Origin of the sequence: Streptomyces sp. NPDC088810 (assembly GCF_044750305.1) — a bacterium.
Lineage (GTDB): Bacteria > Actinomycetota > Actinomycetes > Streptomycetales > Streptomycetaceae > Streptomyces.
This window is the reverse complement of record NZ_JBIVJQ010000010.1, coordinates 250,106-275,367: the sequence shown is the minus strand read 5'-3', so window position 1 is coordinate 275,367 and position 25,262 is coordinate 250,106. Positions and strand designations below refer to the sequence as shown.

The following is a 25,262-nucleotide window of genomic DNA, read 5'->3' as shown; positions in this document are numbered from 1 at the left end:
CGGTCTCAACCTTCCAGCAGCCAGCGCCCTCCGCCGATCAGCGAGCACAGGGACACCGCGTGGAACAGGAACAGCCACAGGCCCGCCGGTACGTGCGTCAGCCGGGACAGCTGGTCCGCGTCCGAGTCCCCGGCCCCGCCCCGGGACCGCTTGGCCTGCAGCTCGAACGGCGGCCGTACCCCTCCGAACAGCAGGAACCACACCACCGCGTACGCGAACGCCGCCTGCACCTGCGGTCCCGTCAGCCACGACACCAGCAGGAACGCCCCGCCCGCGAGGACCACGGTCAGCACGCCGTACGCGTTGCGGATCATCACCAGCATCGCCACCAGCAGGGCGGTGGCCGCCCACAGCAGCAGGGTGATGCGCCCGGTGGCCAGCAGCGCGGCGCCGCCGAGGCCCAGCAGCGAGGGTGCGGTGTACCCGGCGGCGGCGGTCAGGATCATGCCGAGCCCGTACGGCTTGCCCCGGCTCACGGTGAGCCCGCTGGTGTCGGAGTGCAGCCGGATACCCGTGAGCTGCCGGCCGGTGAGCAGGGCGATCAGACCGTGGCCGCCCTCGTGCGCGATGGTGACCGCGTTGCGGGATATCCGCCACACCGGGTGCGGGAGGACCACGGCGAGCGCCGCGGCCAGGGTGGCCAGCACCACCCACAGGTCGGGATCGGGCTGGGTGCCGGTGAGCCGGTCCCAGACGTCGGGCAGCGCGGTGGCGGCGAGGCTGTCCATAGGGGCTGATGGGTCCCTTTCCCTGTGCGGAATCTGGCAGTGTGGCACGTATGTGCGGACGGTATGCATCGAGTCGTAGGCCCGAGGATCTCGCAGGAGTCTTTGAGATCGAGAAGTGGGAGCCCGAGGAGACCCTGGAGCCCGACTACAACGTGGCGCCGACCAAGGAGGTCTACGCCGTCCTGGACCGCCCCCTGAAAGACGCGGACTCCCCGCGTCCGGTTCGTCAGCTGCGCCGGCTGAAGTGGGGCCTGGTCCCGTCCTGGGCCAAGACCCCGGAGGGCGGCGCCCGGATGATCAACGCCCGCGCGGAGACCGTGCACGAGAAGCCCGCCTACCGGCGCGCCTTCGCCGCCCGCCGCTGCATCCTTCCGGCCGACGGCTACTACGAGTGGGTCACCGGCAGCCAGGAGCGCGAGCTGGAGGTGGAGGGCAGGAAGAAGCGGCCGCGCAAGCAGCCGTACTTCGTGCTGCCCGCCGACGGCTCGGTGTTCGCGATGGCCGGGCTGTACGAGTTCTGGCGCGACCGGACCCTGCCCGACGACCACCCGCAGGCCTGGTGGGCCACCTGCTCGGTGATCACCACCGAGGCGGAGGAGACCCCGCTGGCCGTCGCCCCCGCCGAGGGCCCGCACTCCCTCGCCGACATCCACCCCCGGATGCCGCTCATGCTCACCCCGGACCGCTGGGACGCCTGGCTCGACCCCTCCCGCACCGACCCCGACGGCCTGCGCGAACTGCTCGCCCCGCCGCCGGCCGGCCTGATGCGCGCCTACCCGGTCTCCACCGCCGTCAGCAATGTCCGCAACAACGGCCCGGAGCTGCTGAAGGAACTGGAGGCACCGGAAGAGGGCACACTCTTCTGACGTGACTACACAGACGGTCGGTACGGACGCCGGGGACGCCCGGATCACCTGGCACACGGCGAGCAAGGCACGGCTGGTGCTGGCCGTCGGCCACGGCGCGGGCGGCGGCATCGAGGCCCGCGACCTCCGGGCCCTCGCCGCCGCGCTGCCCGCGCACGGCGTCACCGTCGCCCTGGTCGAACAGCCCTGGCGGGTCGCTGGCAGGAAGGTCGCGCCCGCGCCGAAGACCCTGGACACCGGGTGGCGCGGGGTGTGGCCCGCGCTCACCGAGCCGGGCCTGCCGGTGATCTCCGGCGGCCGCAGCGCGGGCGCCCGGGTCGCCTGCCGTACGGCGGCCGAGCTGGGCGCGCACGCCGTGCTCGCCCTGAGCTTCCCGCTGCACCCGCCGGGAAAGCCGGAGAAGTCCCGGGCCGAGGAGCTGCTGGGCGCCGGGGTGCCGACGCTGGTCGTGCAGGGCGGGAACGACCCCTTCGGCAGGCCGGCGGAGTTCCCGCAGGGCGACTTCGCACTGGTCGAGGTGCCGTACGGCGATCACGGCTTCGCCGTGCCCAAGCGCGCGCAGCTCACCCAGGAGCGGGCGCTGGAGATCGTCACCGGCGCGGTCGGGGAGTGGGTCGTGTCACTCCGGTGACCCGGGAATGCCGGGCGGCGCCCCGCTGTTGTGGCCGACAGAAGTGCTGGAGGCCTCGGCACCGACGTCGTAGGAGAGGAAGTCCGCCGCATGGGTTCGACCATCTGCCCGAGCCGTACGCGTAGCGCTGACCTGGACTGGACGGTGCTGCACGCGGCGAAGACCGCACCTATTCGAGGGGCGGCAGGCACGGGTCGTGTTCTATCCTCCGAAACGAGTGGGGCCGGTTTCGGTCCCGCCCGGGATCTTGAGGAGGTGGGTCCGGTCACTGGGACCGACGCAGGGACCGACAACGGCCAGGCGGAGCTGCCCGAGGGCCAGGGCGTCAGCGCGGACGCGTCCGATGAGACGACCGCGGAGCGCAGCGCGCGCTTCGAACGGGACGCGCTCGAATTCCTCGACCAGATGTACTCGGCCGCCCTGCGCATGACGCGCAACCCGGCCGACGCCGAGGACCTGGTGCAGGAGACGTACGCCAAGGCGTACGCGTCCTTCCACCAGTTCCGCGAGGGCACCAACCTCAAGGCGTGGCTGTACCGGATCCTCACCAACACCTTCATCAACTCCTACCGCAAGAAGCAGCGCGAGCCCCAGCGCTCCGCCGCGGAGGAGATCGAGGACTGGCAGCTCGCCCGCGCCGAGTCGCACATGTCGACGGGTCTGCGCTCCGCCGAGTCGCAGGCGCTCGACCACCTGCCCGACTCGGACGTGAAGGAAGCGCTGCAGGCGATCCCCGAGGAGTTCCGCATCGCCGTCTACCTCGCGGATGTCGAGGGCTTTGCGTACAAGGAGATCGCGGACATCATGGGGACACCCATCGGTACGGTGATGTCCCGGCTGCACCGGGGCCGCCGTCAACTGCGCGGGATGCTGGAGGACTACGCCCGTGAGCGCGGCCTGGTCCCGGCCGGCGCCGGAGAGTCGAACGAAGCGAAAGGCTCGGGCTCATGAGCTGCGGAGAGCCGCACGAGACGGACTGCAGTGAGGTCCTCGACCACCTGTACGAGTTCCTCGACAGCGAGATGCCGGCCGTCGACCGCGACAAGTTCCAGCACCACTTCGAGGAATGCTCGCCCTGCCTGGAGAAGTACGGCCTGGAGCAGGCCGTGAAGAAGCTGGTGAAGCGGTGCTGCGGCCATGACGACGTGCCCGCCGACCTGCGGGCCAAGGTCATGGGCCGGATCGAGCTGATCCGCTCCGGGCAGACCGTGCCGGAGCACGACGTGACGAAGGCCCCGGCGGCACCCCAGGAGTCCTGACCCGCCCGGGACCAGCCGAAGGAGCACGGAAGGGTCGTATCACCCGAACGTGCTAATCCTCAGGTCATAAGCCCCGAACCCCCCGATCCCGCCCTACGCTCCGAGCCTGGACGGGCACGGTCGGGCGATCGGGGAGGGGCTGATGGACGCGGTAACGGCGAGGGCACGCGGATATGTGGCCGCCGTCGCCCTCCTGGCCGCCCTCTGCCTGCTGCCCCTGCCGGCCGAACACACCCCCTGGTGGGCGCTGGGCCTGCTCGCCGTCCTCTGCGCGGCCTGCGAGCACGCCGTACGCCGCCGCTTCGGCGGCACCTTCTACCCCGTCCTGCTCGCCGGTGCGTTCCTGCTGCCCCCGGCCGCCGCCGCGCTCGTCCCGGTGCCCGCGGGGCTGCTCTCCCCGGTCGAGCACCGGCCCGCCCTGCCCCGCCGGGTGTGGCGGGCCGCGCAGCCCGCGCTCGCCGTGTGGGCCGCCGCCCGGGTGCACGGCACGCTCGGCGGCCGGGACACCGTCGCCGGCTCCGACTTCCCGCACGCCCTGCTGCCCGCCGGCGCGGCCGTGCTCGCCTTCTGCCTGGTGCTCACCGTGCTCGACGGCGGGCTGCGCGCGGCCGTGGGCCTGGTGCCGTTGCGCCGGGCCTGGCGCGGGCTGCTGGCCCGCTCCGTCGCGCCCGTCGCGGTGCACGGACTCGCCGGACTGATGATGGCCGTACTGTGGCGCAGCCCGTACGGCCCGGTGGCCGCGCTGCTCGTGCTGCTGCCGATGTGCGTCTCCTGGTGGGTGTTCGCCCAGTACCACCGTGAACGCGCGGCCCACCAGGCCACCATCCGCGCCCTCGTCCAGGCCGTCGACATCAAGGACGGCTACACCCGCGGCCACAGCGAACGCGTCGGACAGGCCTCCGTCCTGATCGCCCGCGAACTCGGCATGGACGACGAACGCGTCGAGGTGCTGCGCTTCGCCGGCATCCTGCACGACGTCGGCAAGCTCGGCGTCCCCACCCGGCTGCTGCGCAAGAACGGCCCGCTCACCCCGGAGGAACGGCGGATCATCGAGCTGCACCCGGAGTACGGCCACGAGATGGTCCGCGGCATCTCCTTCCTCGGCGAGGCCCGCGCCGCCATCCTCCACCACCACGAACGGCTCGACGGCACCGGCTACCCGTACGGCCTGGCCGGCGACCGGATCCCCGAGTGCGCCCGGATCGTCGCCGTCGCGGACGCCTTCGACGCCATGACCTCCACCCGCTGCTACAGCCGGGCCCGCCCGGTCGAGGCCGCCGTCGCCGAGCTGGAGCGCTGCGCCGGGAAGCACTTCGACCCCCGCATGGTCGGCGCGCTCGTCCGCGCCCTGGCCCGCTCCGGCTGGCACCCGGCGGTCACCGCCGACGAACCGGCCCACGACACCCCGGCCGCCGAGCGGGCCGCCGGCACCGGGGCGCCCCGATGACCCTCCTGCGGCTCATCCACGGCGCCGCGGCCCTCGTCGCGGCCGGCTCCCTCGCCGTCACCCTGTGGACCGGCCTCGACGACCGGGGCGTCGCGCTCGCCTTCGGGGTGCTCATAGCCGTCGGCGAGCTGACCCGGTGGAGCGACGCGCAGGCACAGCGGCAGGCCGCGCCCCTCGGTGCCGCCGGCTCCCTCGCGTACGCCCTGCTGGGCGCCGACGCCGGGCGGCCCGGCCACCACGACGCCGCCCAGGTCGTCACCGTCGTCCTCGTCGCCACCGTGCTCGGCGCCGTACCGCACATCTGGTCCGGCAGCAGCCCCACCGTCGACCACCTGGCCCGCCGCCTGCTCACCGTCGGCTTCGCCGCCGTCTGCTTCCAACCCCTCTACAGCCAGGGCGTCTTCGCCTCCTGGGGCGGCCCCGCCTACGCCCTCCTGCTACTCACCCTGCTCGCCCTGACCTCCCTGTGCGGTGCCGTCCTGGCCGCAGCGCTCGCCCACAGCCGCACCCGCTGGCCGTTCGGCCCGCTGCTGCGCGAGGAACTGTGCGGGCTGCTCGGCATCGGCTCCACCGTCTGCGCGACCGGCGCGGTGATGGCACTCGCGGTCGCCGTCGTCGGCCTGTGGGCGCTGCCCGTGTTCTGCCTGCCCATGCTGCTCGTCCAGCTGTCCCTGCGCCGGTACGCGGCCGTCCGCGCCACCTACCGGCAGACCATCGCCTCCCTCGCCCGCGCCACCGAGATCGCCGGCTGCACCCCCGCCGGGCACGCCCACCGCGTCGCCGCGCTCAGCCGGGCCGTCGGCCGGGACCTCGGCCTGACCGGCCCCGAACTGACCGTCCTGGAGTACGCGGCCCTGATGCACGACATCGGCCAGCTCAGCCTGGTCGACCCGGTCCCGGGCGGCGCCACCGCGACCCTGCCCGCCGCGGAGCAGCGGCGCATCGCACTGCTCGGCGGGGCCGTCGTCCGGCAGACCGGCGTGGACGCGGCCGTCGCCGTCGTCGTGGAGCGGCAGGCCGACCCCTGCCGGGAGCAGCCGCTCGCCGCCCGGATCGTCCGGGCCGTCAACGCCTACGACGAGATGACCCGGGACGCCGGTCCGGAGGGCCCCCTGCGTGCGCTGGAGGAGCTGCGCCTCGGCACCGCCGGGGACTACGCTCCCGAGGTCGTGGAGTCGCTCGCCCGGGTGCTGGCCCGGCCCCCGGGCGGCCGTGAGCGGGTGCCGGTGCGGCGAACGGGACTGTCTGACCCCGTGCCCGGCTGGGTAACCCATGGGTAATGAGCGCCTTTCCCGCCGCACGTGGTTGGATGCGAGGGAGAGGGTGTCCGGGGGCACAAGCCAGCCCACAGCGGGAAATGGAACTGGCAGGCGGGAATCGTGAGGATCTTCGGCAAGGGACGGCACCGGCCCTCCGCCTCCTGGCGGCAGGCCACCGACCGGGCGTTCACACTCATCGGCGACGGCCGGTACGAGGACGCGGGCGAGCTGCTGACACGCGCCGCCGATCTGGAACCCTGGCTGTCGGAGTCCTGGTTCAACCTCGCCCTGCTGCACAAGTTCCGGCACGACTGGGAGCAGGCCCGCGCGGCCGGACTGCGCGCGGTCGCCCTGCTCGACCGGGAGACCGGGGCGCCCGACTGGTGGAACGTCGGCATCGCCGCGACCGCCCTGCAGGACTGGCCGCTGGCCCGCCGTGCCTGGCAGGCGTACGGGCTGAAGGTGCCCGGGGGCTCCGCGGCCGCCGCGGAACCCGTCGGCATGGAGCTGGGCAGCGCGGCCGTACGGCTGTCCCCGGAGGGCGAGGCCGAGGTGGTCTGGGGCCGCCGGCTGGACCCGGCCCGGCTGGAGGTGCTCTCCATCCCGCTTCCCTCGTCCGGGCGGCGCTGGGGCGAGGTCGTGCTGCACGACGGTGTCCCGCACGGTGAACGCACCACCTCCACCGGGCACTCCTACCCGGTCTTCGACGAGATCGAGCTGTGGGCGCCGTCGCCCGTGCCCACCTGGGTGGTCCTGCTGGAGGCGGCCACCGAGGCGGACCGGGACGCGCTGGAGCAGCTGGCCTCCGACGCGGGGTTCGCCGCGGAGGACTGGTCGTCCTCGGTGCGGTTGCTGTGCCGGATGTGCAGCGAGTCCCGGATGCCGTCGGACGAGGGCGAGGGCGTCCACCTCGACCCGCACGACCACAGCGAGCCGGGGCACCCCGGGCCGCTGGGACACCGGACGGACGGGCAGCTGTGGGTGCCGGAGCGGGAGTGCGGGGTGGCTGCGCCGGCGTCGCTGGTCCGGGGGTTGCTGGACGGGTGGGTCGCGGACAGTCCGGACTCGCGGGACTGGCGCGATCTGGAAGAGGTCTGCTGACCAGGCGCCGTACCCTGTATCAGCAACATCTCCCCGGTTCTTTGAGGAAGGCGTACGTCGGTCATGGCGCAGCAGGACACCGATCAGCAGCACGCGGGCGTGCTCCCCGTCGACGACGAGGGTTATGTCGTCGACACGGAGGACTGCGAGGAGCGCGAGAGGGCCTGGCGCGAGCGCGGCACCTCGCGGCCGATCACGGTCGTCGGCAACCCGGTGCTGCACAAGGAGTGCAAGGACGTCACCGAGTTCGGCGAGGAGCTGCAGCAGCTGGTCGCCGACATGTTCGCCAGCCAGCGCACCGCCGAGGGCGTGGGCCTGGCCGCCAACCAGATCGGTGTCGACCTGAAGGTCTTCGTCTACGACTGCCAGGACGACGAGGGCGTCCGGCACGTCGGCGTGGTGTGCAACCCGAAGCTGGTCGACCTGCCCGCCGAGAAGCGCCGGCTGGACGACAGCAACGAGGGCTGCCTGTCCGTGCCCACGGCGTACGCGTCGCTCGCCCGTCCCGACTACGCCGAGGTGACCGGGCAGGACGAGCAGGGCAACCCGGTCAAGGTCCGCGGCACCGGCTACTTCGCGCGCTGTTTGCAGCACGAGACCGACCACCTCTACGGCTACCTGTACATCGACCGGCTGTCGAAGCGGGACCGCAAGGACGCGCTGCGGCAGATGGCCGAGAACGAGCCACGCTACCCCGTCGTCGCCAACGACTGACCGGCGCAGCGCACTTGGGGCGCCCGGCCGGGGATCCTCCCTGGCCGGGCGCCCTCGTGCTGCCGCGGTTCGCTCGAACGTGCGTCGTACAACCGATCCCTTCCGCGCTCCTAGTGATCCTTAATCAGTCACGCAGGGGGAGATTCTCGGCACCTTGGGGTAGTGAGTGAAGCAAATCCGTTCCCACGGCGGTCAGTTGTGGTGCTGAATGGAAGTGCGGGGATACGCAACGGCGCACGCCCGGCACAACGGTAGGGGTGTGCGCTTCCTGGCGGCTGAGAGGGGTTTGTTCTGTGCAAGCTTTCCCACACAGCACCACAGCGACGCAGACGGCGGTCGTAGTCCCACCCTCACTGGCACTCCCGGTGATCGAGTCCGCCTTTCCCCGGCAACTGCATCCGTATTGGCCGAGACTCCAGGAGAAGACACGCGTCTGGCTCCTGGAAAAACGGCTCATGCCACCGGCCAAGGTGCAGGAATATGCCGATGGACTGTGCTACACCGACCTCATGGCGGGCTACTACACAGACGCCTCCGACGAGGTCCTGCAGGCCATAGCCGACTACAGCGCCTGGTTCTTCGTCTGGGACGACCGCCACGACCGCGACATCGTGCACGGCCGGGCGGACGACTGGCGGCGGCTGCGGTACCGGCTGCACGCGGCTCTCGACGCACCCAGGCACCACCTGCACCACCCCGACCCGCTGGTGGCGGGCTTCGCGGACAGCGTGCTGCGGCTGTACGGCTTCCTGCCGCACACCTGGAACCGGCGGTTCGCCCGGCATTTCCACGCGGTGATCGAGGCCTACGACCGGGAATTCCGCAACCGCACCCGGGGACACATACCCGGCGTCGAGGAGTACCTCGCCCTGCGCCGTCTCACCTTCGCGCACTGGATATGGACGGACCTGCTCGAACCCAGTGCCGGATGTGAACTGCCGGACAGGGTACGGAAAAATCCGGCGTACCGTCGGGCGGCACTTCTCAGTCAGGAATTCGCCGCCTGGTACAACGACCTCTGCTCGCTGCCGAAGGAAATAGCGGGCGACGAGGTGCACAATCTCGGAATCAGCCTCGTCACCCATGCGGGGCTGACCCTCGAAGAAGCGGTGGACGACATCAGGCGGCGCGTCGAGGAATGCATCAGCGAATTCCTCGACGCCGAACGAAAAGCCCTGGCATTCGCCCGCGACCTCGACGACGGAACGGTGCGCGGCAAGGAACTGAGCGCCGCCGTCCGGTCCTGCGTCGGCGCCATGCGCAACTGGTTCAGCTCCGTCTACTGGTTCCACCACGAGTCCGGCCGGTACATGGTCGACAGCTGGGACGACCGGTCCACGCCCCCGTACGTCACGAACGAAACGGCAGGTGAGAAATGACCGTCGAGTCGGTGAGCCCCCAGACCCCCGCCACCCCCGAGACGCCCGAACTGCGCGTACCGCCGCTGGCCGGAGGGGCCGTACCGGTCCTCGGCCACGGCCTGAAACTGGTCCGCGACCCGCTCGCCTTCATGTCCGGGCTGCGCGACCACGGAGACGTCGTACGCCTGAAGCTCGGCCCCAAGACGGTGTACGCCGTCACCACGCCGGCCCTCACCGGAGCCCTGGCCCTGAGCCCCGACTTCAAGATCGACGGCCCGCTGTGGGAGTCCCTGGAGGGCCTGCTCGGCAAGGAGGGCGTGGCCACCGCGAACGGCCCCCGGCACCGCCGGCAGCGGCGCACCATCCAGCCCGCGTTCCGGCTCGACGCCATACCCCACTACGGCCCGGTGATGGAGGAGGAGGCGCACGCGCTGACCGAGCGCTGGCAGCCCGGCGAGACCGTCGACTGCATCTCCGAGTCCTTCCGGGTCGCCGTCCGCATCGCCGCCCGCTGCCTGCTGCGCGGCGAGTACATGGACGAGCGCGCGGAACGGCTCAGCATCGACCTCGCCACCGTCTTCCGCGGTATGTACCGCCGGATGGTGATCCCGCTCGGGCCGCTCTACCGGCTGCCGTTCCCGGCCAACCGCGAATTCAACCGGGCGCTGGCCGATTTGCATCTGCTGGTCGACGAGATCGTCGCCGAGCGGAGGGCATCTGGTCAAAAGCCGGACGATTTGCTGACGGCATTGCTGGAGGCGAAGGACGACAATGGCGACCCCATCGGGGAACAGGAGATCCACGATCAGGTCGTCGCGATACTCACCCCCGGCAGCGAAACAGTCGCGTCCACGATCATGTGGCTGCTGCAGGTCCTCGCCGAACACCCGGAACACGCCGAGAAGGTACGGACCGAGGTCGAATCCGTGACCGGTGGCCGACCCGTCGGATTCGAGCACGTTCGCTCACTCACGCACACCAACAATGTCGTCGTCGAGGCCATGCGGCTCAGGCCCGCCGTATGGATATTGACGCGGCGCGCGGTGACCGACACCGCACTCGGCGGCTATCGCATCCCCGCGGGGGCGGACATCGTCTACAGCCCCTACGCCATCCAGCGCGACGGCCGCTCCTACGCGCGCTCCCTCGACTTCGACCCCGACCGCTGGCTGCCCGAGCGGGCCAAGGACGTACCGAAGTACGCCATGAGCCCGTTCAGCGTGGGCAACCGCAAGTGCCCCAGCGACCACTTCTCCATGACCCAGCTCAGCCTGATCACCGCGGCGGTCTCGGCGAAGTACCGCTTCGAGCAGGCCGGCGGGTCCGACGACACCACCCGCGTGGGCATCACGCTCCGCCCGCACAACCTGCTCCTGCGGGCGATCCCCTGGTAGGCCCGGTGCCGGCGCGCGCTCAGGCGGCCTGCGGGCCCCGGAACGCGCGTCGGTAGGCGTTCGGGGTCGTGCCCAGCGCCCGGAGGAACTGGTGGCGCAGCGCCGCGGCCGTACCGAACCCGGTACGCCAGGCGATGGCGTCCATCGTCTCGTCCGTGCCCTCCAGCAACTCCTGCGCCAGCAGTACCCGTTGGCGCAGAATCCAGCGGTAGGGGGTGGTCCCCGTCTCCTGCTGGAAGCGCCGCGCGAAGGTGCGCGGTGCCATGTGGGCGCGGGCGGCGAGCTGCTCGACCGTGACCTCCTGATCGAGGTGGGCCTCCATCCAGGCCAGCACCTCCCCGACCGTGTCGCAGGGTGCCTTCGGCAGCGGCCGCTCGATGAACTGCGCCTGCCCGCCGTCCCGGTGCGGCGGCACCACCATCCGGCGGGCGATCTTGTTGGCCACCTCCGGCCCCTGCTCCTTGCGCACGAGGTGCAGACAGGCGTCGATCCCGGCGGCGGTGCCGGCCGAGGTGATCACGGGATCCTCGTCCACGTACAGCACGTCCGGCTCGACCGTGAGCCGGGGGAAGCGCCGGGAGAGCTGCTCGGCATGGTGCCAGTGCACCGCACACCGCCGCCCGTCCAGCAGCCCGGCCGCGGCCAGCACGAACACCCCGGAGCAGACGCTCAGCACCCGCGAGCCACGGTCCACGGCCCGCCGCAGCGCCGCCAGCAGTTCCGGCGGATACGCGCGCTCCGCATAGGACTCACCGGCCGGTACGGCGATCAGATCGGCCTCTTCCAGCCGCTCCAGGCCGTACGGCGTGGACACGGTGAACCCGCAGTGCGTGCCCAGCTCGGGTCCCTCCGCCGACACCACGGCGAAGTCGTACCCGGGCAGCCCGTCATCGCTGCGGTCGATGCCGAACACCTCGCACACGACACCCAGCTCGAAGGGGTGCACCCCGTTCAGCAGCACGGCGGCCACGTTCTTCAGCATGCTGCCAGTGTGCCTCGACGGTGGCAGTAATTCGAGGGTCTACGGCAGTCCTGCCACTGCCGGTAAGGAGCATTCGGCGCGACAGTGGTGTCCATGAACGGAAACCAGATCGAAGGCCTGATCGGAATGCTCGCCACCCTTGGGATCCTGGTCCTCCTGATCCTGCCCTCCGTGCTCGGTGTCCTGCGTGACAGGCGCATCGACCGGCAGCTCAGGCAGGCCCAACAGCCGGGGACGCACACCGGGCCGGCCCAGGAGGCTAGGCCCCACGGGAGGCGCCACGGCGCGGCTCGCCCCGCCTGACAGCCCCCGGATCTCCCGTCACAGCGGACGGCGCCGCCCGTACCGCACGGTCGAGGCCGTACGGACGGGCGGCGCCGGGGAGCCGAAGCAGCGGTCGCTCAGAAGTCCTCGTCCAGGTCGACCGTGCCTTCCACGGCGACCTGGTACGCCGACGGACGGCGCTCGAAGAAGTTGGTCAGTTCCTGGACGCCCTGGAGCTCCATGAACGAGAAGGGGTTCTCGGAGCCGTAGACGGGGGCGAAGCCGAGGCGGGTGAGGCGCTGGTCGGCGACGCACTCCAGGTACTGCCGCATGGAGTCGGTGTTCATGCCGGGCAGGCCGTCGCCGCACAGGTCGCGGGCGAACTGCAGCTCGGCTTCGACGGCTTCGGCGAGCATGTCGGTGACCTGCTGCTGGAGCTGGTCGTCGAAGAGGTCGGGTTCTTCCTTGCGGACGGTGTCGACGACGTCGAAGGCGAAGCTCATGTGCATGGTCTCGTCACGGAACACCCAGTTGGTGCCGGTGGCGAGGCCGTGCAGGAGGCCGCGGCTGCGGAACCAGTAGACGTAGGCGAAGGCGCCGTAGAAGAACAGTCCTTCGATGCAGGCGGCGAAGCAGATGAGGTTGAGCAGGAAGCGGCGGCGGTCGGCCTTGCTCTCCAGCCGGTCGATCTTCTCGACCTCGTTGATCCACTTGAAGCAGAACTCGGCCTTCTCGCGGATGGAGGGGATGTTCTCCACGGCGTCGAAGGCTGCGGCGCGGTCGTCCGGGTCGGGCAGGTAGGTGTCCAGCAGGGTCAGGTAGAACTGGACGTGGACGGCTTCCTCGAAGAGCTGCCTGGAGAGGTAGAGGCGGGCTTCGGGGGAGTTGATGTGCTTGTAGAGCGTGAGCACCAGGTTGTTCGCGACGATCGAGTCGCCGGTCGCGAAGAACGCGACGAGGCGGCCGATGAGGTGCTGCTCTTCGGGCGTGAGTTTGGCGAGGTCGGCGACGTCGGAGTGGAGGTCGACCTCTTCGACGGTCCAGGTGTTCTTGATGGCGTCCCGGTAGCGCTCGTAGAAGTCGGGGTAGCGCATGGGGCGGAGAGTCAACTCGAAGCCGGGGTCGAGCAGGTTGGTGTTTCGGCTGGTCATTACTGGCAGGCCTCGCAGGACTCGGGGTTTTCCAGGGAGCAGGCGATCGCGTCGGGCTCGGCGACCTGCTGCGCGGGGACGGGCTTGGCGGCCTGCGCCTGGCCCTGGGCGGCGCGCGCGATACGCGTCGCGGGACGCGAGCGCAGGTAGTACGTCGTCTTCAGCCCGGACTTCCAGGCGTAGGCGTACATCGAGGAGAGCTTGCCGATCGTCGGCGTCTCCAGGAACAGGTTCAGGGACTGGGCCTGGTCGAGGAAGGGCGTGCGGGCGGCGGCCATGTCGATCAGCCCGCGCTGGGGGATCTCCCAGGCCGTGCGGTACAGCTCACGCACCTCCTCCGGGATCCAGAGGAAGTCCTGTACGGAGCCGTTGGAGTCGCGCAGGGCCTCGCGGGTGCGGGCGTCCCAGACGCCGAGGTTCTTCAGGTCCTGGACCAGGTAGGAGTTGACCTGGAGGAACTCGCCGGACAGGGTTTCGCGCTTGAACAGGTTGGAGACCTGCGGCTCGATGCACTCGTACACGCCCGCGATGGACGCGATGGTGGCCGTCGGCGCGATCGCGAGGAGCAGCGAGTTGCGCATGCCCGTCTCCGCGATGCGCGTGCGGAGGGCGTCCCACCGCTCCGGCCACGTCAGCTCGACGTCGTAGTGGTCGGGGTGGAGGACTCCGCGGGCGGCGCGGGTCTGCTCCCAGGCGGGCAGGGGGCCGTTGCGTTCGGCGAGGTCGGCGGAGGCCTCGTAGGCGGCGAGCATGATCCGCTCGGCGATCCGCGTGGAGAGGGCCTTGGCCTGGGGGGAGTCGAAGGGCAGGCGCAGCTTGAAGAAGACGTCCTGCAGGCCCATCGCGCCGAGGCCGACCGGGCGCCACTTGGCGTTGGAGCGGCCCGCCTGCTCGGTCGGGTAGAAGTTGATGTCCACCACGCGGTCGAGGAAGGTCACGGCGGTGCGGACGGTCTCGTCCAGGCGCTCCCAGTCGATGTCCTCGCCCTGCACGAAGGCGCCGAGGTTGATGGAGCCGAGGTTGCAGACGGCGGTCTCGCCGTCGCTTGTGACCTCCAGGATCTCGGTGCAGAGGTTGGAGGAGTGGATGACGTTGCCGGGCAGGGCGGTCTGGTTCGCGGTGCGGTTGGCGGCGTCCTTGAAGGTCATCCAGCCGTTGCCGGTCTGCGCCAGGGTGCGCATCATCCGGCCGTACAACTCCCGCGCGGGGAGCGTCTTCTTGGCCAGTCCGGCGGCTTCGGCCTTGCGGTAGGCGGCGTCGAACTCCTCGCCCCACAGGTCGACCAGTTCGGGGACGTCGGCGGGGGAGAACAGCGACCACTGCTCGTCGGCGTTGACCCGGCGCATGAACTCGTCCGGGATCCAGTGCGCGAGGTTGAGGTTGTGGGTGCGGCGGGCGTCCTCGCCGGTGTTGTCCCGCAGCTCCAGGAACTCCTCGATGTCGGAGTGCCAGGTCTCCAGGTAGACCGCGGCCGCGCCCTTGCGCCGGCCGCCCTGGTTCACCGCGGCCACGGAGGCGTCCAGGGTCTTCAGGAACGGCACGATGCCGTTGGAGTGCCCGTTCGTCCCCCGGATCAGCGAACCCCGCGAGCGGATGCGGGAGTACGACAGGCCGATGCCGCCGGCGTGCTTGGAGAGCCGGGCGACCTGGTGGTAGCGGTCGTAGATGGAGTCCAGCTCGTCCAGCGGCGAGTCCAGCAGGTAGCAGGACGACATCTGGGGGTGCCGGGTGCCGGAGTTGAACAGGGTGGGGGAGGACGGCAGGTAGTCCAGGCGGCTCATCAGGCCGTACAGGGACGCGACTTCGTCCACCGAGCGGGTCGTGTCGTCCTCCGCCAGACCGCTCGCCACGCGCAGCATGAAGTGCTGGGGCGTCTCGATCACCTTGCGGGTGATCGGGTGGCGCAGCAGGTAACGGGAGTAGAGGGTGCGCAGGCCGAAGTAGCCGAACCGGTCGTCGGCGGAGGCGTCGACCAGCGCGTCGAGCCGCTCGGCGTGCAGGCGCACGAACTCGGCGGTGCGGTCGGCGATGAGGCCCTCGCGGTGCCCGACCACGACGGACTCGGTGAAGGACGTCACGCCCTGCGAGGCGGCCTCGTCCCGGATGGTGAGGGTCAGCAGCCGGGCGGCCAGCTTCGAGTAGGCGGGGTCCTCGGAGATCAGGCCGGCGGCCGCCTCCGTGGCCAGCTCACGCAGCTCCGCCTCGTCGGCCCGCGCGGACCGGCCGCGCAACGCGGCGGCGGCGATCCGGCCCGGGTCCGCGTCGGGCAGGTCGGCGGTCAGCTCGGTCAGGGTCCGCAGCAGTGCGGTACCGGGACCGTCGGTCTCCAGCTCGCTGACTGAAGCCGGGTCGGCTGGCGCGATGGTCACGTGGGGCTCTCCCTCGCTCGGCACGGGGGCCTGGCGGAGGGCAGGGGGCAGCCACGAGCGCGCACGGCGTCGCGTCCACCGGCCCACTCCACGAGGCCCGGACGTTCAGAACCCACCCGGACCGGACGTCCGGGTGTGCTGCCGACAGGTCCTCGGACTCAACAGGCGTGCGGATGCACGCAGGTACACCGTTGCGGGACAGTTCCGGACTCACACCGGATTCCCCTGCGGCGACAGCGATCACGAGCATACATCTAGTGCCGGGTTCCCGTGGCACCCCCAGATGTTGTGCCGGTCCGGTGTCGGAGAGGCAACTCGTACGTCGGCCTGTCCCGGCCGCAGGGCCGGCCGGGGGCCACCGGAGGCGACGACGGTGTCATGGGCCCCGGCTGTGATCGCGCCCGGTCGTCGTACGCGTCGGGAGCGGCCCGCCGGTACGACGACGGGCCGCCGGAGGTGCCTCCGACGGCCCGTCGAGCGGCGGCTGCCTAGTGGCTGGCGCCTGCGGTCGCGGGGGGCAGCTCCACCTGGACGCCCGGGTCGCCGGCGTCGGCCGTGTAGTCCTCCGGCCTGGTCTCGTCGACGCCGTCGGGGGCCTTCACGGCCCGCAGGACGACGGTCAGGACCACGGTCACCGCAACGTTCAGGACGAACGCCGTCAGGCCGATGTAGCCGATCTCGCCGATGCCCGGGATCTCCTTGGCGTTGCCGCCGAAGTGCTTCTGGGTCGGCGAGGCGATGCCGTACGCGGCGGCCGTGCCGTAGATCATGCCGACCGCCCAGCCGGTGAGCAGTGCCCAGCGGTGGAACCAGCGGGTGAACAGGCCGCCGACCAGGGCCGGGAAGGTCTGCAGGATCCAGATGCCGCCCAGCAGCTGGAAGTTGATCGCGACGGTCTTGTCCATGGTGAGGACGAAGACCAGGGCGCCGACCTTCACCAGCAGCGAGACCAGCTTGGAGACCTTGGTCTCCTGCGCGGCCGTGGCGTCGGGCTTGATGAAGTCCTTGTAGATGTTGCGGGTGAAGAGGTTGGCCGCCGCGATGGACATGATTGCCGCCGGGACCAGGGCGCCGATGCCGATCGCCGCGAAGGCCACGCCCGCGAACCAGTCCGGGAACATGTCCTCGAACAGCTGCGGGATGGCCAGCTGGCCGTTGGTGACCTTCACTCCGGCCGCGATCGCCATGAAGCCCAGCAGGGCCAGCAGACCCAGCATGAGGGAGTACAGCGGCAGGATCGTGGTGTTGCGGCGGATCACCTCACGGCTCCTGGACGACAGGGTCGCGGTGATCGAGTGCGGGTACATGAACAGCGCCAGCGCGGAGCCGAGGGCCAGCGTGGCGTACGTCCACTGGTTCGCGTCCGCCGGCGCCAGCGCGCCGCGCGGCTTGTTCGTGGCCGGATTCACCTGGCTGAACGCGTGGCCCGCCTTGGCGAAGATGTCGTCGAACCCGCCCAGCTTGATCGGGATGTAGATGATCGCCACACCGATGACGATGTAGATCAGCGTGTCCTTGACGAACGCGATCAGCGCGGGGGCGCGCAGGCCGGAGGAGTACGTGTAGGCCGCCAGCACACCGAAGGCGATCAGCAGCGGCAGGTCCTTCACGAACCAGTTGGTGTTCTCGCCGCCGCCGACGCCCATCACGTCCAGCACCGCCTGGATGCCGACCAGCTGGAGCGCGATGTACGGCATGGTCGCCAGGATGCCGGTCACCGCCACCGCCAGCGACAGGCCCTTCGAGCCGAACCGGCCGCGCACGAAGTCGGAGGTGGTGACGTACCCGTGCCGGTGCGAGACCGACCACAGGCGCGGCAGGAAGGTGAAGATCAGCGGGTACACCAGGATCGTGTACGGCACCGCGAAGAAGCCGGACGCGCCCGCCGCGTAGATCGCCGCCGGTACCGCGACGAAGGTGTACGCCGTGTACAGGTCACCGCCGAGCAGGAACCAGGTGATCCAGGTGCCGAAGGACCGGCCGCCCAGACCCCATTCGTCCAGGGACTGCTCGTTCTCGGCCCTGCGCCAGCGCGCGGCCAGGAAGCCCATGACCGTGACGGCCAGGAAGAAGAAGATGAAGACGCCGAGCGCGACGCCGTTGACGCCGTCCTTCACTTCGCCGCACCCCCCTGCGCGCCCTGGCGGGAGCGCTGGTCACGCTGCCAGAGCTTGTACGCCAGCATGGTGAGCGCGGTGGAGATCAGCACCCAGAGCATCTGGTACCAGTAGAAGAACGGGATCCCGATGAACGCGGGATCCGTCTTGGCGTACGAGCCGACCCAGAGCATCGCCACGAAGGGCGCGACGAGACACAGGGCGATGATCACCCGGCCCGGTGTCACCACCGGCGGTCTCACTTCAGGCGTTTCGGACATGCCACGGCTCCGTCCCCTCGCTGATCACCTGTGTAATGCGCAGGCAATCTAGGTGACGCCGTCGTGGGAGTGGAAGACCTCGTCCGCATATCGGTATCTCGATTCGGCGAACGTGCCCGGCGGTTACTCCGCGGGCCGCTTCAGCCGGGCCACGAACTTGTACCGGTCACCGCGGTACACCGAGCGCACCCACTCCACCGGCTGGCCCTCGCGGTCCAGCGAGTGGCGGGAGAGCATCAGCATCGGCAGGCCCACGTCGGTGCCGAGCAGACCCGCCTCGCGGGGGGTGGCGAGGGAGGTCTCGATGGTCTCCTCGGCCTCGGCGAGGTGGACGTCGTAGACCTCGGCGAGCGCGGTGTACAGGGAGGTGTACTTCGCCAGCGAGCGCCGGAGCGCCGGGAAGCGCTTGGCGGACAGGTGGGTGGTCTCGATCGCCATCGGCTCACCGTTGGCCATGCGCAGCCGCTCGATGCGCAGCACGCGCCCCCCGGGGGTGATGTCGAGCAGCTCGGCGAGCCGGTCGTCGGCGGTGATGTACCCGATGTCCAGCAGCTGCGAGGTCGGCTCCAGGCCCTGGGCGCGCATGTCCTCGGTGTAGGAGGTGAGCTGGAGGGCCTGGGAGACCTTGGGCTTGGCCACGAACGTGCCCTTGCCCTGGATGCGTTCCAGCCGGCCCTCCACCACCAGCTCCTGCAGGGCCTGGCGCACCGTGGTGCGGGAGGTGTCGAACTCGGCGGCCAGCGTGCGCTCCGGCGGGACCGGCGTGCCCGGCGCCTGGGTCTCCGTCATGTCGAGCAGGTGCTTCTTCAAGCGGTAGTACTTGGGCACACGCGCGGTACGGGTGGTGCCGGCCTCGTTCTCCGCACTGCTGACGTCGGTGCTCATGCTCTGCCTTCCCGGCTCCGAATGCCGAAAGCGACCGACATCCCCATCGGCCACGGCTCACATCGTGGCACGGGTTGTCGTCTCAGCACTCCAGCCCGCACGCTCCGTGATCTCCTCTATATACCGTTGCACCCGCTGTTGGTCTAGTCCACCGGGAGGGTGAGCGTTCCCCGCTCTGCTCCGGGGTGCCGCCGCCCGGGGCTAGATCCCCTGCCACTCCGGCTTGTTGGCGTAGGTGTGGCGGAAGTAGTCGGCCAGCTTCAGCTTGGACGCGGCGGCCTCGTCGACGACCACCGTGGCGTGCGGATGCAGCTGGAGCGCGGAGGCGGGGCACACGGCGGCCACCGGTCCCTCGACGGTCGCGGCGACCGCGTCCGCCTTGCCCTCGCCGGTCGCCAGCAGCACCAGGTGCCGGGCCTCCAGGATCGTGCCGATGCCCTGGGTGATGACGTGGTGCGGGACCTGCTCGATGTCGCCGTCGAAGAAGCGGGCGTTGTCGATCCGGGTCTGCTCGGTCAGCGTCTTGATCCGGGTGCGCGAGGCGAGCGAGGAGCACGGTTCGTTGAACCCGATGTGCCCGTCGGTCCCGATGCCGAGCAGCTGGAGGTCGACCCCGCCGGCCTCGGCGAGCGCGCGGTCGTACGCCTCGCACGCCGCCTGGACGTCCTCGGCGGTGCCGTCCGGCCCCATGAAGGCGTCCATGCCCATCCCGAGCGGCTCCAGCACCTCGCGGCGCAGTACCGAGCGGTAGGACTCGGGATGGTCCGCGGGCAGCCCCACGTACTCGTCGAGCTGCGCTATCCGCGCCCGCGAGGCGTCCACGGCGCCGGAGCGCACCTTGGCGGTCAGCGCCTGGTAGACGGGCAGCGGGGTGGAGCCGGTGGCCACGCCGAGCAGGGCGTCGGGCCTGCGTCGCAGCAGCTGGGCCATGGCCTCGGCGATCAGCTCGCCGCCCGCAGCGGCGTCCGGAACGATGACAACTTCCACGCTGGGCCTGCCGTTCTGGAGAGGGCTCTGTGCGTCTCTATGTGGTTTAGACCAATCTAACAGAATCGACGTACGAGAGCGCGGGAAGAGCGGCGGAAGGCCGGGGAAACTCTCGGGTGGGGGAGCCTCCTCGCGCGGCGCGGAAGGCGCTGCCGCGGGAGGGGCGCAACGGCACATCGCCGGCCCGGAGGCCCGCGTCCGGGCGGAACGGGGGCGCTCGCGGAAATTGCCGTGGCCATCTGGCCCCATGATTGACCCGGGCGGGCTAGGCTGCGTGGCATCGCGTGCCGTTGCTTCCCCTGCGCGGGACGCCTCCACACCATGGACACGCCTTCGTGGTCTAGTCCACAATCGAGTATGACAAGCCTCCGTCTTCCCCGCACAGGAAGGCGGATCGAGGAACCGGCGCTCTCTGCCCTGACTGCCCCGGCTCCTCGACCTTCGGCCGACCGGGACCGCACACCCCACGGCCGATGATGCTCCGGGCTGCGGTGCCGGGAGGGTTGAGGGTCCCTTCCAGGCGCCGCGGCCCGCGGGTGTTTTTTCGGCCACCCGGAGGCCCCGGGTACGCTCGCACACGTGCCCTCCATGAACGAACTCGTACGCCAGCACACCGCCCTCGACGACTCCGATCTCGAGTGGCTCCACCTGCTGGTCTCGGAGTGGCAGCTGCTCTCCGACCTCTCCTTCGCCGACCTGGTGCTGTGGGTCCCCACCCGGGACGGCACCCGGTACGTCTCGGTCGCCCAGATGCGGCCCAACACCGGTCCGACCTCCTACCAGGACGACATGGTCGGCCACCTCGTCCCGCGCGGCCGGCGGCCCATGCTGGACGCGGCCCTGGACGAGGGCCGGATCGTGCGCGAGGGCGACCCGGAGTGGCGCGAAGAGGTCCCCGTACGGGTCGAGTCCATCCCCGTGCGGCGTGAGGGCCGCGTCCTCGGCGTGATCGCCCGGAACACCAACCTGCTCACCGTGCGCACCCCGAGCCGCCTGGAGCTGACCTACCTCCAGAGCGCCTCCGACCTGGCACAGATGATCGCGGCGGGCTCCTTCCCGTTCCCCAACCAGCAGGTCGACATGGACGCCTCCCCGCGCGTCGGCGACGGCCTGATCCGGCTGGACGCGGACGGCATCGTCCAGTACGCCTCACCGAACGCCCTGTCCGCCTACCACCGGCTCGGCCTCGCCGCCGACCTGGTAGGCCACCACCTCGGGCAGACCACCGCCGAACTCGCCCCGACCCGGGGCCCGGTGGACGAGGCGCTCGCCAAGGTGGCCAGCGGCTGGGCGCCGCGCGAGTTCGAGATCGAGGCCCACGACGGCGTCATCCAGTTCCGGGCCATCCCGCTCAAGCCCAAGGGGACGCGCATCGGTTCGCTGGTGCTGCTCCGGGACGTCACCGAACTGCGGCGCCGCGAACGCGAGTTGATCACCAAGGACGCCACCATCCGGGAGATCCACCACCGGGTGAAGAACAACCTCCAGACGGTCGCCGCGCTGCTCCGCCTCCAGGCCCGGCGCATCGAGTCCGAGCGCGGCCGGGAGGCACTGGAGGAGGCGGTCCGCCGGGTCGGCTCCATCGCCATCGTCCACGAGACGCTGTCCCAGAACCTGGACGAGCGGGTGGAGTTCGACGACATCGCCGACCGGGTGCTCGCCATGGTCGCCGAGATCTCCCCGGGCAAGGTGGCCGGCCGGCGCAGCGGACGGTTCGGCATACTCGATGCCGAGGTCGCCACCCCGCTGTCCATGGTCCTCACCGAGATCCTGCAGAACGCCCTGGAGCACGGCTTCCGCGAGGGCGACACCGGCACGGTCGAGGTCTCGGCGGTCCGGGGCGGCACCACCAAGGAGGCCCGGCTGCTGGTCACCGTCCAGGACGACGGCGTCGGCCTGCCCGAGGGCTTCGACCCCCACCGCTCGGGCAACCTCGGCCTGCAGATCGTGCGGACGCTGGTGGAGGGCGAGCTGGGCGGCACGTTCGACATGGTGCCGGCGCCGGAGCGGGGGACCCGGGTGATCCTCGACATCCCGGTGCGCGCACAGAAGTGAGCCGACGGGCGCACAGGAGAGCGGGCACAGCAAAAAGCCCCGGACCACCGTTGGTCCGAGGCTGATGCTCGTTGATGAACTGCGCGCTGCGGCTCGGGGGCGGGAGATGCGTACGTGCTGTGCGCGCCGCCAAGCTCAGGCTGTCAGCAGGGGTGGGTGTGTCAGGCGGAGGCCTGACGAGCCCGGTTGCGAGCGGCGCGGCGCTTCATGGCGCGGCGCTCGTCCTCGCTGAGACCACCCCAGACGCCGGAGTCCTGGCCGGACTCGAGCGCCCACTGCAGACACTGCTCGATCACCGGGCAGCGACGGCAGACGGCCTTGGCTTCCTCGATCTGCAGCAGCGCAGGACCGGTGTTGCCGATGGGGAAGAAGAGCTCGGGGTCTTCCTCGCGGCAAACGGCGTTGTGACGCCAGTCCATGGCTGCTACCTCTCCTTGGTATTACGTGCAAGTTGCTTGTGAATGTGAACGCTTTCACGAATCCCTCAACAAGTGAAGGGCCGACCGCCGAGTCTTCACCCGGCGTGGTCCTGTGTTTGAAGAGGGGTTCCGGTGATCAGTGGAGGCTGGTGTTGCGGGCCGTCCCGATCGCCACGTAGAGACTCGCAAACCTCAGCGGCGGATACAACCCCTTCCGGAAAGTTTTTTTTGATTCCTCGGTGTCGACTAGGTCACAGCCGTACTTCCATGGGGTGGATCCTGGCCTAAACGTTCGAGTGAAAGGACTTTCGCCCGTTCCGCTCACACAATCACACGCAGTGCACGGCGTACGCCTGTGAACGTCACGCTGGTACGCAGCCCGAGGTGGTCACCGTCCATCTGCAAGGGCAGCGGCACCTTCGAATGCAAGGTGAACTGGTCCAGGTCGTGCAGGGAGAGGGCGTGCTTGCCGTGCGGGCCCCGCTCGGGGGACGAAGTGAGCAACTGGGTGCCATACCGGGCAACCGCGGCGGTCGACAGGCGGCTGAGACCGAGCACGTCGATGCCGGTGTCGAACGATGCCTTAGGTGACGTATACATGGCGCGATTGCCGAGATACGTCCACGGGGACGTGTTCGAGACTATGGCCACGACGAGATCCCCGACCGGGTCAGCGCCGGGCCGTTCGAGCGTGATCGTGCCGTGCCGGCGGTTCGGCTCGCCGAGGAACTGCCGGACCACCTGACGGACGTAGAGCGCGTGCGTCGACTTCTTCCCGCGCTCGCGCTGCTGCTCGACCCGGCCCACCACGCCCGCGTCGAACCCGAGCCCGGCGTTGAACGTGAACCAGCGGGCCGGCACCGCCTCGTCCTCGGTGCCCGGCGTGCCCGAGGTCAGCCCGAGGCCGACGATCCGCTCGCTGCCCTCGCGCAGCGCGTCCAGCAGGGCGCCGGTGGCCTCGACGGGGTCGTTGGGCAGGCCCAGGGCGCGGGCGAAGACGTTCGTGGAGCCGCCGGGAACGACGGCGAGGCCAGGCAGGCGGTCCGGGGCGGGGCCGGCGTGCAGCAGGCCGTTGACGACCTCGTTGACCGTGCCGTCGCCGCCCAGGGCCACCACCAGGTCGATGTCGTCGCTCTGCGCCGCCTGCCGGCCGAGGTCGCGGGCGTGGCCGCGGTACTCGGTGGTGACCGCCTCCAGCTTCATCTCGCTCGCCAGCGCGTGGATCAGCACATCACGTCTGCGTGCGCTTGTGGTGGTTGCCGCCGGATTGACCACGAGGAGTGCACGCATGCATGGCAGCGTACCTACTGGGGGGTATCGGGCCCAGACCGAGGTAGGGATCCGGTAAGAGGCCGGGGCGTGAGCCTGGACACTCGGGGGCGCGGGGCGCGGCGACGCGCCCGCGCGGGAGGGCTACCCTGCTGGGGTGAGCAGTCAGCAGAACCCCGCCCCGGACACCGCCGAAGCCGCCGCGGCCGCGGGGCCGCGCCCGCGCCGGCTGACGTATGCGGCGGCGCTGGCCGCGCTGGAGGGCACCGCCCTGCTGGCCGGCGGTCTGTGGGTGCTCGTCCTCGGACTCACCGGGGCCCCGGACGACCGGCAGCAGGCCGTGACGCTCGGGATCACGCTGGTCGTGCTCGCGCTGCTGCCGCTGCTCGCCGCGCGCGGCCTGCTGCTGCGCCGCGGCTGGAGCCGGGGCCCTGCGGTGATCACCCAGGTCATGGCGCTTCCGGTGGCCTACAACCTGCTCCGGGCCGACAGCATGGCCATCCCGGCCGGCATCGCCCTCGCGGTGGTCGCCGTGGCGGCGCTGGTGCTCCTCGTCAACGGCGAGACGACCCGGGCCCTCGGGATCAAGGGACCGGGCCGGGCCGAGTAGCCGCCGAGACGGCGCTCACTCCTCGACGAGGAGCTTCTCCCGCAGCTGGGCCAGCGTGCGGGCCAGCAGCCGGGAGACGTGCATCTGTGAGATGCCGACCTCCTGCGCGATCTGCGACTGGGTCATGTTCCCGAAGAAGCGCAGCAGCAGGATCCGCTTCTCGCGCGGCGGCAGGTCCTCCAGCAGCGGCTTGAGGGACTCGCGGTACTCCACGCCCTCCAGCGCCTCGTCCTCGGCGCCCAGGGTGTCGGCGACCGCCGGCGACTCGTCGTCCGTGTCGGGGACGTCCAGGGACAGCGTGGAGTACGCGTTCGCGGACTCCAGGCCCTCCAGGACCTCCTCCTCGGAGATGGCGAGCTTCTCGGCCAGCTCGTGGACCGTCGGGGAGCGGCCGTGCAGCTGGGACAGCTCGGCCGTGGCGGTGGTCAGCGAGAGCCGCAGCTCCTGCAGCCGGCGCGGCACCCGGACCGCCCAGCCCTTGTCGCGGAAGTGCCGCTTGATCTCGCCGACGACGGTCGGGGTGGCGTACGTGGAGAACTCCACGCCGCGCTCGGGGTCGAACCGGTCGACGGACTTGATCAGACCGATCGTGGCGACCTGGGTGAGGTCGTCCAGCGGTTCGCCGCGGTTGCGGAACCGGCGCGCCAGGTGCTCCACGAGCGGCAGGTGCATACGGACCAGCTGGTTGCGCAGCTCCGCGTACTCCGCGCTGCCCGCGTCCAGCTTGCGCAGCTCCACGAACTTCGCCCGCGCCCCGCTGCGGTCCTGCGGGCCGTGCTGCACGGCCTGCACGGCCTCCGCGCCCGGCGCCTCGTCCTCGGCGTCCCGCTCGTGCTCGCTCATCGTCCCGCCCGTAGCCCTTCCCCGAGCCGTGGCCCCCGCTCGGACGCCGGGATCGGCGCCGTCGCGTGCCTCCGGTGGCGTGCCGTCTCCGGCACCGTCTCCGTCGACCCGCGCGGAGTCGTCCTCCGGGTGCGGCCTGGCCTGCTCGGGGATGCCGTCGATGCCGTCCGCCATGCGCCGGGAACCGTCCCGGGGGTCCGCCCCGGAGGTCTCGGCGCTGCTCGACCAGGGGGCACCCCCGTCCCCGGTCGGCAGCTCACGCGTGCCGCGCTCTTCGTCCCGCACCGGCCC

The 25,262-nt window shown here is 70.8% G+C and carries 24 protein-coding genes and 1 riboswitch; of the genes, 13 read left to right on the top strand and 11 right to left on the bottom strand.

What is annotated here, in order from left to right; all coding sequences use genetic code 11:
- Positions 1-5: 5 nt before the first annotated feature.
- Positions 6-728 (bottom strand): M50 family metallopeptidase, encoded by a 723-nt coding sequence (locus ACIP4Y_RS29130; protein ID WP_358644052.1) that lies wholly within the window; start codon positions 726-728, stop codon positions 6-8.
- Positions 729-778: 50 nt separating this feature from the next.
- Between ACIP4Y_RS29130 and ACIP4Y_RS29125 the strand changes: the two genes are divergently transcribed.
- From ACIP4Y_RS29125 to ACIP4Y_RS29080, 10 genes are all read left to right on the top strand, one after another.
- Positions 779-1,594, top strand: a complete 816-nt coding sequence (locus ACIP4Y_RS29125; RefSeq protein WP_358644050.1) for an SOS response-associated peptidase — start codon at positions 779-781, stop codon at positions 1,592-1,594.
- Position 1,595: 1 nt separating this feature from the next.
- Complete coding sequence (locus tag ACIP4Y_RS29120) at positions 1,596-2,225, top strand: alpha/beta family hydrolase (protein WP_358644048.1); 630 nt, start codon at positions 1,596-1,598, stop codon at positions 2,223-2,225.
- Positions 2,226-2,480: 255 nt separating this feature from the next.
- Positions 2,481-3,176, top strand: a complete 696-nt coding sequence (gene sigR, locus ACIP4Y_RS29115) for an RNA polymerase sigma factor SigR (RefSeq protein WP_358644046.1) — start codon at positions 2,481-2,483, stop codon at positions 3,174-3,176.
- A complete protein-coding gene (gene rsrA / locus ACIP4Y_RS29110; RefSeq protein WP_401398708.1) occupies positions 3,173-3,484 on the top strand; it encodes a mycothiol system anti-sigma-R factor in 312 nt (103 codons plus the stop codon). Before sigR ends, rsrA begins: the two co-directional genes overlap by 4 nt.
- Positions 3,485-3,626: 142 nt before the next feature.
- A complete protein-coding gene (locus ACIP4Y_RS29105) occupies positions 3,627-4,931 on the top strand; it encodes an HD-GYP domain-containing protein (RefSeq protein ID WP_401398707.1) in 1,305 nt (434 codons plus the stop codon).
- Positions 4,928-6,211, top strand: a complete 1,284-nt coding sequence (locus ACIP4Y_RS29100) for a metal-dependent phosphohydrolase (RefSeq protein ID WP_358644040.1) — start codon at positions 4,928-4,930, stop codon at positions 6,209-6,211. The genes ACIP4Y_RS29105 and ACIP4Y_RS29100 overlap by 4 nt, the downstream gene beginning before the upstream one ends.
- Positions 6,212-6,310: 99 nt before the next feature.
- Positions 6,311-7,291 (top strand): hypothetical protein, encoded by a 981-nt coding sequence (locus ACIP4Y_RS29095; RefSeq protein WP_358644039.1) that lies wholly within the window; start codon positions 6,311-6,313, stop codon positions 7,289-7,291.
- Positions 7,292-7,354: 63 nt separating this feature from the next.
- A complete protein-coding gene (def, locus tag ACIP4Y_RS29090) occupies positions 7,355-8,005 on the top strand; it encodes a peptide deformylase (RefSeq protein ID WP_401398706.1) in 651 nt (216 codons plus the stop codon).
- A gap of 293 nt (positions 8,006-8,298) precedes the next feature.
- Complete coding sequence (gene cyc1 / locus ACIP4Y_RS29085) at positions 8,299-9,384, top strand: epi-isozizaene synthase (RefSeq protein WP_401398744.1); 1,086 nt, start codon at positions 8,299-8,301, stop codon at positions 9,382-9,384.
- Positions 9,381-10,760, top strand: coding sequence for a cytochrome P450 (locus ACIP4Y_RS29080; RefSeq protein ID WP_401398705.1), 1,380 nt, complete (start codon positions 9,381-9,383; stop codon positions 10,758-10,760). The genes cyc1 and ACIP4Y_RS29080 overlap by 4 nt, the downstream gene beginning before the upstream one ends.
- A 19-nt stretch (positions 10,761-10,779) precedes the next feature.
- Here the strand turns inward: ACIP4Y_RS29080 and ACIP4Y_RS29075 are convergent, their stop codons facing one another.
- On the bottom strand, positions 10,780-11,742 hold the full coding sequence (locus ACIP4Y_RS29075; protein WP_401398704.1) for a GlxA family transcriptional regulator: 963 nt from the start codon (positions 11,740-11,742) through the stop codon (positions 10,780-10,782).
- 93 nt (positions 11,743-11,835) lie between these two features.
- Between ACIP4Y_RS29075 and ACIP4Y_RS29070 the strand changes: the two genes are divergently transcribed.
- Positions 11,836-12,045, top strand: a complete 210-nt coding sequence (locus ACIP4Y_RS29070; protein WP_401398703.1) for a hypothetical protein — start codon at positions 11,836-11,838, stop codon at positions 12,043-12,045.
- Positions 12,046-12,143: 98 nt separating this feature from the next.
- On the opposite strand, the gene ACIP4Y_RS29065 is transcribed toward ACIP4Y_RS29070, so the two are convergent.
- The 6 genes from ACIP4Y_RS29065 to nagB form a co-directional block, all read right to left on the bottom strand.
- Positions 12,144-13,157 carry a ribonucleotide-diphosphate reductase subunit beta gene (locus ACIP4Y_RS29065; RefSeq protein ID WP_358644029.1) on the bottom strand — a complete coding sequence of 338 codons (1,014 nt, stop codon included), beginning with the start codon at positions 13,155-13,157 and terminating at the stop codon, positions 12,144-12,146.
- On the bottom strand, positions 13,157-15,526 hold the full coding sequence (locus tag ACIP4Y_RS29060; RefSeq protein ID WP_401398702.1) for a ribonucleoside-diphosphate reductase subunit alpha: 2,370 nt from the start codon (positions 15,524-15,526) through the stop codon (positions 13,157-13,159). Before ACIP4Y_RS29060 ends, ACIP4Y_RS29065 begins: the two co-directional genes overlap by 1 nt.
- Positions 15,527-15,651: 125 nt before the next feature.
- Positions 15,652-15,786, bottom strand: a riboswitch (cobalamin riboswitch).
- Positions 15,787-16,014: 228 nt separating this feature from the next.
- Positions 16,015-17,643, bottom strand: coding sequence for a monocarboxylate uptake permease MctP (mctP, locus tag ACIP4Y_RS29055; RefSeq protein WP_401398701.1), 1,629 nt, complete (start codon positions 17,641-17,643; stop codon positions 16,015-16,017).
- Positions 17,640-17,903, bottom strand: coding sequence for a DUF3311 domain-containing protein (locus tag ACIP4Y_RS29050; protein WP_358644024.1), 264 nt, complete (start codon positions 17,901-17,903; stop codon positions 17,640-17,642). The genes mctP and ACIP4Y_RS29050 overlap by 4 nt, the downstream gene beginning before the upstream one ends.
- Before the next feature lie 123 nt (positions 17,904-18,026).
- On the bottom strand, positions 18,027-18,788 hold the full coding sequence (locus ACIP4Y_RS29045; RefSeq protein WP_358644022.1) for a GntR family transcriptional regulator: 762 nt from the start codon (positions 18,786-18,788) through the stop codon (positions 18,027-18,029).
- Positions 18,789-18,989: 201 nt separating this feature from the next.
- Complete coding sequence (nagB, locus tag ACIP4Y_RS29040; protein ID WP_401398700.1) at positions 18,990-19,775, bottom strand: glucosamine-6-phosphate deaminase; 786 nt, start codon at positions 19,773-19,775, stop codon at positions 18,990-18,992.
- A gap of 588 nt (positions 19,776-20,363) precedes the next feature.
- Here nagB and ACIP4Y_RS29035 point away from each other — a divergent pair.
- Positions 20,364-21,830, top strand: coding sequence for a PAS domain-containing sensor histidine kinase (locus tag ACIP4Y_RS29035; RefSeq protein WP_358644070.1), 1,467 nt, complete (start codon positions 20,364-20,366; stop codon positions 21,828-21,830).
- 161 nt (positions 21,831-21,991) lie between these two features.
- Here the strand turns inward: ACIP4Y_RS29035 and ACIP4Y_RS29030 are convergent, their stop codons facing one another.
- Together ACIP4Y_RS29030 and ACIP4Y_RS29025 are read right to left on the bottom strand one after the other, a co-directional pair.
- Complete coding sequence (locus ACIP4Y_RS29030; RefSeq protein ID WP_003992873.1) at positions 21,992-22,249, bottom strand: WhiB family transcriptional regulator; 258 nt, start codon at positions 22,247-22,249, stop codon at positions 21,992-21,994.
- 321 nt (positions 22,250-22,570) lie between these two features.
- Positions 22,571-23,539 carry a diacylglycerol/lipid kinase family protein gene (locus tag ACIP4Y_RS29025; RefSeq protein WP_401398699.1) on the bottom strand — a complete coding sequence of 323 codons (969 nt, stop codon included), beginning with the start codon at positions 23,537-23,539 and terminating at the stop codon, positions 22,571-22,573.
- A gap of 136 nt (positions 23,540-23,675) precedes the next feature.
- On the opposite strand from ACIP4Y_RS29025, the gene ACIP4Y_RS29020 reads away from it, so the two are divergent.
- Positions 23,676-24,128 carry a hypothetical protein gene (locus tag ACIP4Y_RS29020; protein WP_401398698.1) on the top strand — a complete coding sequence of 151 codons (453 nt, stop codon included), beginning with the start codon at positions 23,676-23,678 and terminating at the stop codon, positions 24,126-24,128.
- 15 nt (positions 24,129-24,143) lie between these two features.
- Here ACIP4Y_RS29020 and ACIP4Y_RS29015 read toward each other — a convergent pair whose 3' ends face one another.
- Positions 24,144-25,256, bottom strand: coding sequence for an RNA polymerase sigma factor SigF (locus ACIP4Y_RS29015; protein WP_401398697.1), 1,113 nt, complete (start codon positions 25,254-25,256; stop codon positions 24,144-24,146).
- Between the last annotated feature and the right edge of the window lie 6 nt (positions 25,257-25,262).